Source organism: Vibrio sp. 10N.261.55.C5, assembly GCF_041470505.1.
Taxonomy (GTDB): domain Bacteria; phylum Pseudomonadota; class Gammaproteobacteria; order Enterobacterales; family Vibrionaceae; genus Vibrio; species Vibrio crassostreae_C.
Map to the genome: position 1 here is coordinate 41,840 of NZ_JBFRMS010000002.1, position 15,112 is coordinate 56,951.

The 15,112-nt window shown below is 45.1% G+C and carries 13 protein-coding genes; all 13 read right to left on the minus strand.

Annotated elements, in window-relative coordinates:
* Positions 1-87: 87 nt before the first annotated feature.
* Positions 88-1,374, minus strand: coding sequence for an urea ABC transporter substrate-binding protein (urtA, locus tag AB4263_RS00195; protein WP_017069306.1), 1,287 nt, complete (start codon positions 1,372-1,374; stop codon positions 88-90).
* Positions 1,375-1,667: 293 nt separating this feature from the next.
* Complete coding sequence (locus AB4263_RS00200) at positions 1,668-1,895, minus strand: zinc ribbon domain-containing protein (protein WP_017062829.1); 228 nt, start codon at positions 1,893-1,895, stop codon at positions 1,668-1,670.
* 36 nt (positions 1,896-1,931) lie between these two features.
* A complete protein-coding gene (locus AB4263_RS00205) occupies positions 1,932-2,921 on the minus strand; it encodes a sensor domain-containing diguanylate cyclase (protein WP_372097124.1) in 990 nt (329 codons plus the stop codon).
* A gap of 289 nt (positions 2,922-3,210) precedes the next feature.
* On the minus strand, positions 3,211-4,113 hold the full coding sequence (locus AB4263_RS00210) for an alanyl-tRNA editing protein (RefSeq protein ID WP_372097126.1): 903 nt from the start codon (positions 4,111-4,113) through the stop codon (positions 3,211-3,213).
* Positions 4,114-4,244: 131 nt separating this feature from the next.
* Positions 4,245-5,726: a ribosome biogenesis GTPase Der gene (gene der / locus AB4263_RS00215; RefSeq protein ID WP_372097128.1), complete on the minus strand. Its 1,482-nt coding sequence runs from the start codon at positions 5,724-5,726 to the stop codon at positions 4,245-4,247.
* Positions 5,727-5,884: 158 nt separating this feature from the next.
* Positions 5,885-7,045: an outer membrane protein assembly factor BamB gene (gene bamB, locus AB4263_RS00220; protein WP_017062512.1), complete on the minus strand. Its 1,161-nt coding sequence runs from the start codon at positions 7,043-7,045 to the stop codon at positions 5,885-5,887.
* A 10-nt stretch (positions 7,046-7,055) separates the two neighbouring features.
* Positions 7,056-7,670, minus strand: a complete 615-nt coding sequence (locus AB4263_RS00225; protein ID WP_017062513.1) for a YfgM family protein — start codon at positions 7,668-7,670, stop codon at positions 7,056-7,058.
* Positions 7,671-7,749: 79 nt separating this feature from the next.
* Entirely contained in the window at positions 7,750-9,018 is a 1,269-nt protein-coding gene (gene hisS, locus AB4263_RS00230) for a histidine--tRNA ligase (RefSeq protein WP_017062514.1), read from the minus strand.
* 70 nt (positions 9,019-9,088) lie between these two features.
* Positions 9,089-10,210, minus strand: coding sequence for a flavodoxin-dependent (E)-4-hydroxy-3-methylbut-2-enyl-diphosphate synthase (gene ispG, locus AB4263_RS00235; RefSeq protein WP_009848294.1), 1,122 nt, complete (start codon positions 10,208-10,210; stop codon positions 9,089-9,091).
* A gap of 7 nt (positions 10,211-10,217) precedes the next feature.
* On the minus strand, positions 10,218-11,174 hold the full coding sequence (rodZ, locus tag AB4263_RS00240; RefSeq protein WP_017062833.1) for a cytoskeleton protein RodZ: 957 nt from the start codon (positions 11,172-11,174) through the stop codon (positions 10,218-10,220).
* Positions 11,175-11,614: 440 nt separating this feature from the next.
* Positions 11,615-12,757, minus strand: a complete 1,143-nt coding sequence (locus tag AB4263_RS00245) for a bifunctional tRNA (adenosine(37)-C2)-methyltransferase TrmG/ribosomal RNA large subunit methyltransferase RlmN (protein WP_017062516.1) — start codon at positions 12,755-12,757, stop codon at positions 11,615-11,617.
* A gap of 441 nt (positions 12,758-13,198) precedes the next feature.
* Entirely contained in the window at positions 13,199-13,633 is a 435-nt protein-coding gene (gene ndk / locus AB4263_RS00250; RefSeq protein WP_016797173.1) for a nucleoside-diphosphate kinase, read from the minus strand.
* A gap of 106 nt (positions 13,634-13,739) precedes the next feature.
* Entirely contained in the window at positions 13,740-15,035 is a 1,296-nt protein-coding gene (gene pepB / locus AB4263_RS00255) for an aminopeptidase PepB (RefSeq protein ID WP_017062517.1), read from the minus strand.
* Positions 15,036-15,112 lie beyond the last annotated feature (77 nt).

The following is a 15,112-nucleotide window of genomic DNA, read 5'->3' on the forward strand; positions in this document are numbered from 1 at the left end:
TGAAACGATGAGCCTTCCGTTCGCTTCGCCCGTTAAACAGACGCGTTCTTCCCAAACCGGAAGGCTCAATATTCCTGAATTGACGATCTAGTTACCGCCAGAACACTTCTTCGTTTCGACGTTAAACGCACCACATGAGAATGGCTTCGACCAGCTAGAGAACAGTTTTGCCGATTCAGGTAAGTAACTCGACCAAGCATCACCCGCCACTAGTCCAGTGGTTTCCCAAACGATATCGAATTGACCATCGCCTTGGATTTCACCGATCAGGACTGGTTTAGTAATGTGGTGGTTTGGCAGCATGGTAGAGTAGCCGCCAGAAAGGTTAGGTACAGACACGCCAATCAAGGCATCTTGCACAGATTCAGGATCGGTTGTGCCCGCATTAGTGACCGCTTGAGCCCACATATTGAAGCCAACATAGTGCGCTTCCATTGGGTCATTGGTGACACGCTTTTCACTCTTGATGAACGACTGCCACGTTTCAACGAACTCTTCATTAGCTTCAGTATCAACACTCATGAAGTAGTTCCATGCCGCTAGATGACCAACCAATGGTTCTGTGTCCATGCCTGACAGTTCTTCTTCACCAACAGAGAATGCAATAACTGGGATGTCTTCAGATGAAATGCCTTGAGCGCCTAGCTCTTTATAGAAAGGTACGTTCGCATCGCCGTTTACAGTAGAAACCACAGCGGTTTTCTTGCCAGCTTCACCGAACTTTTTGATGTCTGAAACGATAGATTGCCAATCAGAGTGACCAAATGGCGTGTAGTTGATCATGATGTCTTCTTCTGCGACACCTTTATCTTTTAGGTAGGCTTCTAAGATCTTATTGGTTGTACGTGGATAAACGTAATCGGTACCTGCAAGTACCCAGCGCTCGACTTCAAGCTCTTCCATCAAGTAATCCACTGCTGGGATCGCTTGTTGGTTTGGCGCGGCACCGGTGTAGAAAACGTTTTTAGAAGACTCTTCACCTTCATACTGTACTGGGTAGAAAAGGATGCTGTTGAGTTCTTCAAAGACAGGTAGCATGGATTTACGTGATACCGACGTCCAACCACCGAACACCACATCCACTTTCTCTTTTTCGATAAGCTCACGCGCTTTCTCAGCAAATAGCGGCCAGTTTGACGCAGGGTCAACCACGACAGGCTCTAGCTTCTTACCAAGCAAACCGCCCTTTTTGTTCTGCTCTTCGATGAGCATTAGCACGGTATCTTTTAGCGTTGTCTCACTGATCGCCATGGTGCCAGAGAGTGAGTGTAGAACACCGACCTTGATGGTCTCATCAGCAGCAAACACTGTTGCAGAAGAAAATGAAAGTGTTGTACACAGTGCAGCTAGCGATAAATTGAACACCTTGTTCATGATATTACTCCATAATTGTATTTTTGTTATTCAATTACAGAGTTACAAGAAGAGTGCCAAACTTATAAACCAATGAAATTATTTATAAGTAATTGTATTAATAGAATTTAAAAGAAACTCACACCAATAGAGTGCATAGCAATCATGTAACTATGTTTCATACTGGTGCAGTGACGGTGGGAATGAACCAAGATGACACATTCCTGTTCTTCAGATACAAAAAAGACCCAACACTTTAGTATTGAGTCTCTGGTATAACATCACCGATGGTCGTTCAAACCATGAGTTTAAGGCTATTCCGCTGGTTTAAATTCGAATTTTACTCTCGACTTAGATTTCAACTCGTTGCAATCACCGTTGCAAAAATAGCTCGCCGCACCACAGGCTTGAAGCTTCTCAAGTTGGCTGCTGCACTCAGGGCAAAACCCAACTTTAGTAAAGTGAGCCTGACAACTTTCACAATGATACTTGCCATCCCAAGCTAGCTCAGACTGGCACTTAGGGCAGATATTTTCACTCATTAGCATTTCCTAATTCACTACTATTTTTACAATCTACTACCGCTGAGACTTCGCTTGCTTGATTTGGTACATGTTCTTATCAGCTTGTGCGATCAACTGGTCTAATCCTTGAGGATCTTTCTCACAAGACAACCCAACACTCACTGAGAACTGCACATCATTGATATAAAGCGCTTGTTGCAGTGCTTTCTCTAAGCTGTGGTAGAAGCTAACAACGCTTTCTTGATCATCAAAGCAAGAGAACACCACAAACTCATCGCCACCATAACGGCCTATCTTGGCACATGCTGTGGTTGCCTCATCAAGAACTTCGGCAACCGCCAACAGCACATCGTCACCGAAACTGTGGCCATAGGTATCATTTATCGATTTGAACTTATCGACATCAACAAACAAACACGCCATCACCTTTTCAGAAAAGCATCGCTTGGCCAACACTTTCTCCGCTTCATTAAACAATGCGCGACGATTCAAGCAATGGGTTAAAGAATCTCGATTAGCGAAAAAGTTTAGCTGGTTCTCCAGCTCAAACTTCTCTAGTGCTACCGAATACAGGGAAGCCAGTAGCTCTAAGACCTCGAGCTCAAATTCATGTGGTTCAGAGATGTACTGGCTATAAATAGCGAAGGTACCCAACACATTACCGCGCGACGAGATAATGGGGACCGACCAACAGGCATGTAAATTCGCTTGATTGGTTAAGACCAGAAAAGGTGCCCAGTTTGGGTGTGCATTTATGTTGGAGACCATCACTGCTTTCTTAAGCGCAGCTGCCTCGCCACAAGAGCCTATCCCCGCACCAATTTCTACCCCTTCAATCTGTTGATTGTAAAAATCAGGCAGGTTTGGGGCATACTCAAGGTGTAACGTTTTAGACTCTGAGTTGAGCAGTAAAATTGAAGCCATGCGCTGCTCGGTAAGCTGAATAATCTTGTGATTTAAATCTTTGCGATCCATCCCAACCGCAAGCTTCCGTAGCAAGCTATTGACGGCTCGATGACCTTCTAATAAAAATTGTTGTTCCATTCACTAAGGCTTTCAATTGTGTAATCGGGTACAACTTGTTCTTATGCAAGCTTGTTATTGGTTAATAATAACACACTAAATTAGTACGACACACAATCGAAGATCATAGGTTGATCTTTCGCTTTATCTATTTTGATCAGCGATCTACCCCAAAAAGAATATTTATATCACCACACACCGAAAGCATAAGTTACATATGCTGCATTTCAATTTCAAATAGTCATTTATATCAAAAGTAACATGTAAAAATAAAATAAACAGCACAAGCCATTTCAATCTGTAGTCTAAATCATCGAATTACATGCGTCAGCATTTCAATGTTTTGGCCATCTAGCTGGGTCAGCTTAACGGACAGCGCACCAAGTTCTGAGGTATTTCCAATGTGTGTGCCACCACAAGGAATAGTGACCTGAGTATCTGCGTCAAGCTGCCACTCCCAGTAACGAGAGTCTGTTAACGCCTCGCCTTCTAGTCTCATCGCAACTGGCGTCGGCTCGGCAAGCCAGCCCGCAAGCATTTGGTTGATATCAGCTTCGATGTCATCAAGATTTGCTAGCATGTCTGCAACGTTCAAACCGCGCTTCTTGAGGGTTTTGCCTAAGCGATACTTATCGGTACACAGCTCTGGAGTCACAAAGCTCGTCACTTGTGCGTAGCTATTGAAGTCGTAACTGCCAAGCGGATCTTTTCTGTCCGCATCTTTACGCCAGTAGCTTTCAGCCAATACTTTATTCAAGGCTAGGAAAGCGATGTGACCAGCACTGTGACCACGGCTCAAACTGGCTTGGTACTCTTTATCAACCGACAACACGACTTCGTCGTTAACCTTAATCATAGAAGCAGATGTAGGTAGCTGGTGGACAACAACAAACGCCCACCCTTCCGTATCACGCTTAACAGGGATATCTGCTGCGATATGAAGCTTGCCAGTAGATTGCTCTATAGCACCAACAAGGCAGTCTTCAACGGGAAATTGCACGTCACCAACATTCACAAAGCCTTGGTCTGCAGGGTGATCGGGCCAAATATGACTCACTGGGTGGAAAGGTGTTACGTCGGCAATCAGGTAAGTTTTGCTGTCGTCGCTTTCAACGTATAGCGCTTTAGCATTGAGCTGCCAAGCCTGATGACAAAATTGAATAATGGTTGGTGTGATTGCTGACGCTGGTGTAATCAAATCGCTAGTAGTCATATCGTTCTTCTTTTGGAATCTAGTCTGATTCGTTAAGCCATGATGATAAAAACATATTGTTATGGCTTAACGTGAATTTTGCTTAAAAAAATACCCGAGACAGGCTCGGGTATCAAATCTATTGGAAAGGTTTACTTACGACCTTTAACCATGCTCATCATACGCTTACGTTTACGTTCTTGAGAAATTGTCAGCTTGTTTGTCTTAGCTTCAAATGGGTTATCGCTGTTCTGGAATTGAATGCGAATAGGTGTACCCATGATTTCTAGTGAACGACGGTAGTAGTTCATCAAGAATCGTTTGTATGAATCTGGCAAGTTACGAACTTGGTTGCCGTGGATAACGATAATCGGTGGGTTGTAGCCACCAGCGTGCGCGTATTTCAGTTTCACACGACGGCCACGAACCATAGGCGGTTGGTGATCATCAGTCGCCATCTTCATGATACGAGTTAGCACAGAAGTACCAACACGAGTAGTCGCTGACTTGTAAGCTTCTTGTACAGACTCAAACAAGTGACCAACACCTGTACCGTGAAGTGCAGAGATAAAGTGAATACGTGCGAAATCAACGAAGCCTAAGCGACGGTCTAGCTCTTTCTTAACGCGTTCTTTAACGTCGTTATCTAGGCCATCCCACTTGTTTACGGCAATAACAATTGAACGACCAGCGTTCAACGCAAAGCCTAGCAAGCTTAGATCTTGATCAGAGATGTTTTCGCGAGCATCGATAAGCAGCAATACAACGTTAGCATCTTCAATCGCTTTCAGTGTTTTAACCACTGAGAACTTCTCTACCGTTTCGTTGATGTTTTTACGACGACGAACACCCGCAGTATCGATTAGAACGTATTCACGCTCGTCACGCTGCATTGGGATGTAGATAGAGTCACGAGTCGTACCTGGCATATCGTAAACAACCACACGCTCTTCACCAAGAATACGGTTCGTTAGCGTTGATTTACCTACGTTAGGACGGCCAATGATCGCTAGTTTGATCGGTTGATCTTGAAGACGCTTGAATTCTGCTTCAGCTTCTTCTTCTGTAAATTCAACCTGCTCTTCTTCTTCGTCTTCAAACTCAGTTAAGTCGCTTACTTCGCCATTCTCAGCTTTTAGCGCTTCTGCGAATGGGTTAAGAGCAAGGTCAATAAGTGCAGTAACACCACGACCATGCGCCGCAGCGATTTGGTACATGTCTTCTACACCTAGTTGCCAGAAGTCAGCACTTGCAGCATCAGGGTCGATACCATCAACCTTGTTTACTACTAGCATTGAAGGCTTTTCTAGTTGACGTAGGTGCTTAGCAATCGCCACGTCTGAAGGTGTTAGACCCGCACGGCCATCTACCATAAATAGAACGACATCAGCTTCATCAATCGCCGCTAGCGACTGTTCAGCCATTTTAGTTTCAACACCTTCTTCAGTACCGTCGATACCGCCAGTGTCAATAACAATAAAGTCATGCTCGCTAAAATGAGCATGACCGTATTTACGGTCACGCGTTAAGCCAGGGAAATCCGCAACCAATGCATCACGAGTTCGAGTCAATCGGTTAAATAACGTAGATTTACCTACGTTCGGACGCCCTACTAGAGCAACAACAGGTACCATAACAACCTCTACAATTTCTTCTCTAAATGTAGTTATAGGTAAGCACTTGTTCGCAAGTTTAAACTCTTACCTATAACCACACGGTTTATTAATTTTTAACAACAAAACGGCTCCTGGCTGTTACCAACCAGGAGCCGACTGTGAATTATATCACGCTTTTATTGGCTAATCGTTAGTTTCTTTACATCGCCATTGCGAGTCGTCACTAAGTAGCCTTCAGGCAGTTCAATTGGTGCAACCGCAAAGCCGCTATCATCGACAAGCTGTTGAGCAACAAACTCACCCGATGAACGATCCAACCAGTGCAGATAACCTTCAGTATCACCCACGACTACATAACCATTAATAATAGCAGGTGCTGTCAGTAAGCGGTTTTCTAACAATGGAGTGCTCCACAGTTCAGTACCACTACGCGCATCAACCGCAACCACATGGTCTTTGTCGGTAACAACGAACAAACGGCTACCATCACTTGCTAAATCAATCGCTGATGAGTAGTTACGTTTCCAAATTGGCTTACCAGAACGAAGGTCGATAGCAATCAGCTGACCATTGATACCTACGGTATACAGGGTGCCACCAAGAACAATTGGAGATGCATCAACATCAACCAAACGATCAATTTCCGTTGCACCTTTTGGTGTGCCTACTGGCTGTTGCCAAATAAGCTGACCACGATCAACGATAGCCGCAGCTAGACGACCATTTGCTGTACCCCAGAATACACCACCAGAAACTGCAACAGGCGAGCTATCGCCACGCAGTGTTAGGCTTGGTACTTCCGTACTGATGGTCCATTTTTGTTCACCGCTTGCTTGATCTAACGCGATCAACATACCGCGACTGGTATGAACAATGACCATGTTGCTATCAGTTGCTGGGGATGCAAGCACCTCGCCATTGACTGATACACGCCACAGCTCTTCACCGGTCGATTCTTCCAGTGCGATCACTTCGCCATTTTCAGAACCAACAAAAACTTTACCGTAAGCCGCCGTTAAGCCACCCGATAAACGAGCCAATACGTCTTTCTCAAGATCGACTTTCCACAGCGCTTTACCTGTATCAGGATCAAGCGCTTTAACCATACCTTCACGGCTTGCAACAAACACTTTGTCGTAAGCCAATTCTGGCGTTAGTTTTGAAAAGTAGTGACCAACACCATCACCAACCGACGTAGACCATTCCTGACTAGGAGTGAACTCGCTGTTTACCGTTGGGACTGGAGCCATGATTACGGTGTCTTCTTCACCCGCACAGCCAGCTAGTAGGCCAAGAGCAATCGCACACAACGCCGCTTTTGGAAACATCTTCTTCATTCAAAGCGCCTTATTTAGCTAGGTCGTCAAGTTTGATTTGAAGCGTTTGGCTAGCGTCAACAGCTTGCTGTGCTTCTGTGTAAGCACTGTATGCTGCGTCTGTGTCGCCTTTACGAAGTGAGATATCACCACGCAGTTCAGCAACACGGCCTTTCCAAGATTCATCTGTCATAGCAGCAAGATCAGTCAGTGCTGCGTCAAATTCACCTTGCTCAGCTTTAATACGTGCAACACGGTAAGTAAGTAGTGGCGCAAGTGCCGCGTCCTTAGTTGCCGATTTTGCCCACTCGAGCTGTTCAAGTGCCGCCGCTAGATCGCCTGCTTGTACTTGTACTTTTGCTAGTTGCATAGCAGCAAGTACTGAGTACTCAGCATCTTTGTTTGCGTCGATGAAAGCTTGAATATCAGATTGAGCATCAACACCCTTAACATCAAGAGCTGAAATTACAGAGGTGTAGCTTTCTGAAGCTGCTTCACGCGCTTCAACTACTGAATCTTGGTAATAGCGCCAGCCAAATAGACCACCTAAACCAATAACCGCACCAAAGATTACGGCTTTACCGTTCTCTTTCCACCAATCTTTAATGGCTTCAACTTGTTGCTCTTCGCTATCGTAAAGTTCCACTTCCTGTCCTCTTTAATTCTTTAAACGCCAGCATAGTGCTGACGTTAGTATTCATTATGAGCGTTTGCTCAATGGCTAATTAGATTAGCGCAGCAACTTTCTCTGCAACTTCCGTTTGAGACACGGTTTCTTGCTCGCCGCCAACCAGATCTTTTAGCACAACTGTATTGTCAGCAACTTCGTTCTCACCAAGTACCAGCGCCACAACAGCACCTACTTTGTCAGCACGTTTGAATTGCTTCTTGAAGTTACCACCACCGAAGTGGTTCATTACACGCACGCCTTCAACGGTGTCGCGTAATTGATTCGCTAACTGCATGCCCGCGATCATAGTACCTTCGCCAGCAGCAACTACGTATACATCAACGCTACGACGAACTTCTGTTAGCTCTAGCGTTTCCATCATCAGAACCAGACGCTCTAGACCCATTGCGAAGCCAACTGCATTGGTTGCTTTGCCGCCTAGTTGCTCAACAAGACCATCGTAACGACCGCCGCCACATACTGTACCTTGAGCACCAAGGCTGTCTGTGATCCACTCAAATACAGTGCGGTTGTAGTAATCTAGGCCACGTACTAGACGCTCATTAACTTGGTATTCGATACCAACAGCGTCAAGAAGTTCACACAAACCAGCAAAATGTTGCTTCGATTCTTCACCTAGATATTCAGATAGTCGAGGTGCGTCACCTAAGATAGCTTGAACATCAGGGTTCTTAGTATCAAGTACACGTAGAGGGTTAGTGTGCATGCGACGTTTGCAGTCTTCGTCAAGCACATCAATGTGTTGCTCAAGGAAAGCCACTAACGCAGTGCGGTAGCTAACGCGATCTTCTTGAGAACCGATTGAGTTCAGCTCTAGGCGAACGTGCTTGTCGATGCCTAGCTCACGCCATAGACGTGCTGTCATCATGATAAGTTCTGCGTCAACGTCTGGACCGTCTAGGCCAAACACTTCAACACCACATTGGTGGAATTGACGGTAACGACCTTTTTGAGGACGCTCGTGACGGAACATAGGGCCCATGTACCATAGGCGCTGTTCATCACGGTTGATAAGGCTGTTTTGAATACATGAACGAACACAACCTGCTGTGCCTTCTGGACGCAGCGTTAGGCTATCGCCATTGCGGTCGTCAAAGGTGTACATCTCTTTAGAAACAACGTCTGTCTCTTCACCAACTGCACGGCTAAATAGGTTTGTTTCTTCAACGATAGGCATACGTACTTCGTTGTAACCGTATGCACTCACCACGTTTTTAACTGCGCTTTCTACTTTCTGCCACAGTGGTGATTGAGTTGGAAGGCAGTCGTTCATGCCTCGAATTGCTTGAATATTTTTAGCCACAGTATTTATTCCGTAATTTCTCACGACCAGGTGTTAGTGCGAATAGACAATCACACCCCATCGCGTTGTATTAATCTTCTAAGTTTTCTACATCAATGCGATTTGCTTTATCAAGCACTGACGCTTTTGCACGAATCTTAGCTTCAAGTTTGTCGACAAGGTCATCGTTGTCGAAGCGCTCTTTCTGACGCTTACCATCTTCGTAGAAGGCACTCTTACGTGCACTACCAGCTAAACCTAAGTGAGACACTTCAGCTTCACCAGGGCCGTTAACCACACAACCGATGATAGATACGTCCATTGGAGTGATCACGTCTTCTAGGCGCTCTTCAAGGGCATTAACGGTGTTAATAACATCGAACTCTTGACGAGAACAGCTCGGACACGCAATGAAGTTGATGCCACGCGAACGAATGCGCAAAGATTTAAGAATATCAAAGCCAACTTTGATCTCTTCAACCGGATCAGCCGCTAGCGATATACGCAGCGTATCGCCGATACCTTCAGAAAGAAGCATACCTAAACCTACCGCTGACTTCACAGAGCCTGCACGCGCACCACCCGCTTCGGTAATACCAAGGTGGAGAGGTTGATCAATCTGCTTAGCCAGCAAACGGTAAGAACCGACAGCAAGGAATACATCAGAAGCCTTCACGCTGACTTTGAATTGATCAAAGTTCAGACGGTCTAGGATATCTACATGACGCATTGCTGATTCAACAAGCGCTTCTGCTGTAGGTTCTGTGTATTTCTCTTGGATCTCTTTCTCAAGAGAACCGCCGTTAACACCAATACGAATCGGAATATTCATATCACGTGCACAATCAACAACTGAGCGGATACGGCTTTCGTTACCGATGTTACCTGGGTTGATACGCAGACAGTCAACGCCGTATTCCGCCACTTTAAGTGCGATACGGTAGTCGAAGTGAATATCAGCAACCAAAGGAACAGAGACCTGCTGCTTGATTAGCTTAAAGGCTTCAGCTGCATCCATAGTCGGTACAGATACGCGAACGATATCAGCGCCAACTTTTTCCAGAGCTCTAATTTGAGCAACGGTCGCGGCTACATCTGTTGTTCTTGTGTTGGTCATGGATTGCACAGCAATTGGTGCACCATCACCGATCGGCACATCACCCACATAAATACGGGTTGATTTGCGACGAATAATAGGAGATTCGTGTTGCATATTAACTCTAAGGTAAGGTTATTCTAGCTACTTTGCCTGAAGTATACCCAGAAAGGTCGACAGGTTCACTTGCAAATGTCATTGATACGCCTTCTGGCGCACCTAGAATCACTTTATATGGCGCAGTTCCTGATAGATTTAACGACTGACCTGCTTTTTTGATGCCAGTCGACAAGGTTTTACCCGTTGCATCTTTTACTTGGATCCAGCAATCAGCGGTGAACTGCATCACTAGCTCGTTAGCCACAGCTTCAGGAGCCGTGCTAGCTTCAACCGCTTCTGCATTAGCAGTAACTTCAGCAGTTGGTTCAGTCTCTGTTGCTTGCTGTGCAGGAGTTTCGTCAGCTGGAGTAACAGCACCTGAAGTATCTTCCGCATCGCTTATTGCAGCAAGGCCTTCAGTACCTTCAACAACAGAAGCACCCGCTTCGTTTTGTTCAGCTTCAATCACTTCTAAAGAGGTGAATTCAGGGGCAAGTGATTCTTCTACCGCTAGCTCTTCTGAGCTTTCAGTATTCGCTAAAGATTGAGATAGGGTGTCTTGTTGTTGGTTCTGCCACCACCAAAGTGAGGAGATACCCGCAATGACCGCAAAAATACTCCAAGTCAGGATCATAATACGGCTGTTGTGCTTCTCGGTTTTGGTCTTACGAGAAAAGCTCAACATTTCTTGCTCTTGATGCTGAGCATCACCGGCATGATGCAGCGCACTCAATACGACTTTTTCGTCAAGATTGACGTATTTCGCGTATGAACGAATATAGCCACGCATAAACGTCGCCACTTGATCTGACTCGAATTGGTTTTCTTCAATTTGTTGGATCAGCGTAACGCGAAGTTTCAAGCGATCAGAAATCTGCTTTTGCGTTAAACCAAGAGATTCTCGTTTGTTCTTAAGCAGCGTTCCCGCTTCCAAAGCTGGAGCTACGGTTTCTTGCGTTTGTGTATCTTGTTCTGTGTTCATAGAGAGTGAACTTCTAAAGTATTATCGCAGGTTGAGGAGAGCGTTTTCTTATTGTCGTTTAAGCTCAATCTAACAACCCACGTTATGTGGAATTTTTCCTGCTATCTAAATCATCAACCCTTAAAGGCGAACATCATTCATTTGTTATGGATGACCTTCTCAGGAAGCTAGTTTATCAAGTAGCCAACCTAAATAGACATATTGATGATCAGTAGCAAGCGAGCACTTAAATTAATTTAAGATTAGTTAATCATAAGCTAATGCCATTACAAGGCAAAAACACTTTAAACAAAATTTACCGTCAGCTCATGGTTTTGTCCAAAATTTGACGAAAAATGTAAGAAAGCGTGGGCAAGAAGTCCAAAAAATCAAAAACTGCACCCCAGAAAAGCAACAAGCCAGAAGTAAGACTTCTGGCTTGTTTAGGTTCTAATCGCGTTTTATACCGCTTTTACTTCAATCACACCACCGGCAATCAAGTTCGCTTCAGAGGCTGCTTTAAGCATTTTAGTACGCTTGGTTCTATCAATCACATCACCGACTAACTGACCACACGCGGCATCAATATCATCACCACGAGTCTTACGAACGGTTACTGTGTAGTTGTATTCCATCAGCGTTTTTTGGAAGCGATCAATACGAGAGTTGCTTGGCTTCTTATAAGGCGACCCCGGGTAAGGGTTGAATGGAATCAAGTTGATCTTACAAGGCGTCTCTTTCATTAGCTCAGCAAGTTCACGTGCGTGGTCCATATCATCATTCACATGATCCAATAACACGTACTCAACCGTTACTTTACCGCGGTTAGCATTTGAAGATGCAATGTAACGACGAACAGATGCTAGGAAGTCTTGGATATCCCAACGGTCGTTGATCGGCATGATTTGGCTACGTAGTGCATCGTTTGGCGCATGTAGAGAAATAGCCAATGCGACATCGATGTTGTCTGTCATTTGGTCAAGGCCAGAAACAACACCAGAAGTTGATACGGTTACACGACGCTTAGACAGTGCGAAACCTAGATCATCAAGCATGATTTCTAATGATGGCATTAGGTTCTTCATGTTCAATAGAGGCTCGCCCATACCCATCATTACAACGTTAGTAATTGGACGACGACCGGTTTCTTTTTCTAGGCCGATTTCGCGAGATGCACGCCAGATTTGGCCAACAATCTCTGAAACTTTTAGGTTACGGTTGAAGCCTTGTTGAGCTGTAGAACAGAACTTACATTCAAGTGCACAACCAACCTGTGAAGATACACATAGCGTCGCACGGTCACCATCTGGGATGTATACCGTTTCAACGTCTTGGTCGCCAACGCTCATCGCCCATTTAATTGTGCCATCTGAAGAGTGTTGAGCTTCAGAAACAACAGGTGCAACAATCTCACAGCGACGTTGAAGTTTCTCACGTAACTTTTTGTTGATGTTATTCATTTGTTCGAAGTCATCGACACCGAAGTGATAAATCCACTTCATCACTTGCTCTGCTCGAAACGCTTTCTCATTCAGTTCTTCTGTGAAAAATTTACGAAGACCTTTACGATCAAAATCGAGTAGATTGACTTTAGCTGTGGTCATGATGCCTCTCAATGACGGAACAATAATTAAGGGCGCGAATTGTACAGGCTTTACGCAACTTCAACAAGCATTGTAAAACCCTGTGTTTATTAAGACATTCAAACTTAAGCGATTAAAATTTGAACAATTGTATTTATCGGCCTGAGATTACCCAATTTAAACAAAGATTCCCGATTACACTCCTTCGTCGCTTTCGGGAATGACGTAAATAATCACCAATTGCTCGATAATATTTACCACGAGATGGTTGCTCCAAAGTTCCCCGTCATTCCAGAACTGAGGAACGAAGTATCTGGAATCTCCAATAACAAAAACAGATTCCCGATTACGCTCCTTCATCGCTTTCGAGAATGACGACTAAATTGATTATCGAGAGCGTAAAATCCACTTACAAAAAAGGCCTCACCGAGGTGAAGCCTTTAGAATAATTTGCAGTGCCGATTATTGAGCTGGGCGTGGGCAAATTTCAGATTCTGGGAAGAAGAATTCGATTTCGCGAGCTGCAGACTCAGGGCTGTCGCTGCCGTGAACTGAGTTGTAACGCATGCTGATTGCGTAGTCAGCACGGATAGTGCCACATGCCGCTTCTTCTGGGTTTGTTTTACCCATAAGCTCACGGTAACGAGCGATAGCGTTTTCGCCTTCAAGCACTTGAACCATGATAGGACCAGAAGTCATAAACTCTTTAAGAGCTGGGAAGAACTCTTTACCTTCATGTTCAGCGTAGAAGCCACTCGCTTGCTCTTCAGTAAGACGAACCATTTTAGCAGCAATAATTTCTAGGCCTGCTTTTTCGATACGGTGGTAGATTTCACCAACAAGGTTACGCTTAACTGCATCCGGCTTAACAATTGAGAACGTTCTTTCTAGAGCCATAGGGATTCCTTCACTTCATTTTTTTGTTATTAAATACTGAAATTACTGAGATCTTTCGATCTGAGCTTTATGAATGAGCGGCACAAAATACCGCTCACCCTTATTATTATTTTGCTTGGTCGATAAGAAGACGAGCCAGTGTGCGAACGCCCATACCCGTTGCGCCTGCCGCCCACTTGTCACTTGCTGACTTACGGTAAGTACCCGCGCAATCCATATGAATCCAACCTTTTTTGTAGTCATCTACAAAGTAAGAAAGGAATGCCGCAGCTGTACTTGCACCCGGTGTGTAATCGCCTGTGCTGATGTTTGAAAGATCAGCAAAGTTTGAAGGCAACATACCACGGTGGAAATCAGCAAGAGGCAGTGGCCATAAGCCTTCTTTCTCTTGGTTTGCCGCTGTTAGCGCTTGGTGAGACAACTCATCATCGAAGCTTAATAGTGCGTGGTAGTCGTTACCTAATGCGTTTTTAGCCGCGCCTGTTAGCGTTGCACAGTCGATGATCAGCTCAGGGCTTTGTGCACTTGCGTACATCAGGCCATCAGCTAGCACTAAGCGACCTTCCGCATCAGTGTTCATAATCTCAACTGTTTTACCGTTTTTGTAGGTAATGATATCGCCAAGCTTCAATGCGCGACCAGAGATCATGTTCTCTGCGCAACATAGAATAAGCTTAATGCGCTTGTTAAGACCGCGTTCAATCGCAAGACCTAAACCACCAGTAATCGTTGCTGCGCCACCCATGTCAGCTTTCATCGCTGTCATGAATTGGCCTGGCTTGATACTGTAACCGCCCGAATCGAACGTAATACCTTTACCGACTAAACAGGCAAATACAGGTGCGTTTTCATCGCCTGTTGGGTTGAAGTCCAGTTGCAGCATTGCTGATGTACGCTCAGAGCCACGGCCGACCGCGTAGATGCCTTCCCAACCTTCGGTTAGTAGATCCTTGTCTTTAACGATCTTCGCTTTAACAGTGCCCGCTGGCGCCACTGACTTGATGTATTCTGCAGCCATTGTCGCAAGTTGACGAGGTGCCACTTCTTCAGCGGTTTTATTGATAATGTCACGCGTCCAGTCAGTTGCGCGAATACGAGCTTCAAGCTCAGTTTGATCGGCTTCTGAAAGTGCATCCCATTCCAATGCATTCTTTTTCTTTGGTCCACGGTAGCCTTGGTAGAAAGCCCAAACGCTTTCTAGATCCCAACCTTCACCACGAAGTGAAACGAATGCGATACCTTGTCCGTCAAGCGTACGACCCGCACGTTGAACTGCGCCTAGATCGTGGCCTTCACCAATGTGAATTGTCGCTCCCGCTTCTGAGAACGATAAAATAGCTCTTGCTCCCCACTGAGGCTGGGCAGCTTCTTGACTTAAAAATACTGACATCTGTGTAGACATGATTTCTCCTTGTCATGAACCACTGTGAGTGTGTGATTCTGATTATTTTTTATTAGCGCACTGATGTTAGCATTATG

Excerpts from the sequence above, each read along its gene's own strand:
- AB4263_RS00205 (WP_372097124.1), bottom strand. The coding sequence starts at position 2,921 with ATGGAACAACAATTTTTATTAGAAGGTCATCGAGCCGTCAATAGCTTG.
- ispG (WP_009848294.1), bottom strand. The coding sequence starts at position 10,210 with ATGCAACACGAATCTCCTATTATTCGTCGCAAATCAACCCGTATTTAT.
- ndk (WP_016797173.1), bottom strand. The coding sequence starts at position 13,633 with ATGGCTCTAGAAAGAACGTTCTCAATTGTTAAGCCGGATGCAGTTAAG.
- pepB (WP_017062517.1), bottom strand. The coding sequence starts at position 15,035 with ATGTCTACACAGATGTCAGTATTTTTAAGTCAAGAAGCTGCCCAGCCT.
- urtA (WP_017069306.1), bottom strand. The coding sequence starts at position 1,374 with ATGAACAAGGTGTTCAATTTATCGCTAGCTGCACTGTGTACAACACTT.
- AB4263_RS00245 (WP_017062516.1), bottom strand. The coding sequence starts at position 12,757 with ATGACCACAGCTAAAGTCAATCTACTCGATTTTGATCGTAAAGGTCTT.
- AB4263_RS00200 (WP_017062829.1), bottom strand. The coding sequence starts at position 1,895 with ATGAGTGAAAATATCTGCCCTAAGTGCCAGTCTGAGCTAGCTTGGGAT.
- der (WP_372097128.1), bottom strand. The coding sequence starts at position 5,726 with ATGGTACCTGTTGTTGCTCTAGTAGGGCGTCCGAACGTAGGTAAATCT.
- AB4263_RS00210 (WP_372097126.1), bottom strand. The coding sequence starts at position 4,113 with ATGACTACTAGCGATTTGATTACACCAGCGTCAGCAATCACACCAACC.
- rodZ (WP_017062833.1), bottom strand. The coding sequence starts at position 11,174 with ATGAACACAGAACAAGATACACAAACGCAAGAAACCGTAGCTCCAGCT.
- bamB (WP_017062512.1), bottom strand. The coding sequence starts at position 7,045 with ATGAAGAAGATGTTTCCAAAAGCGGCGTTGTGTGCGATTGCTCTTGGC.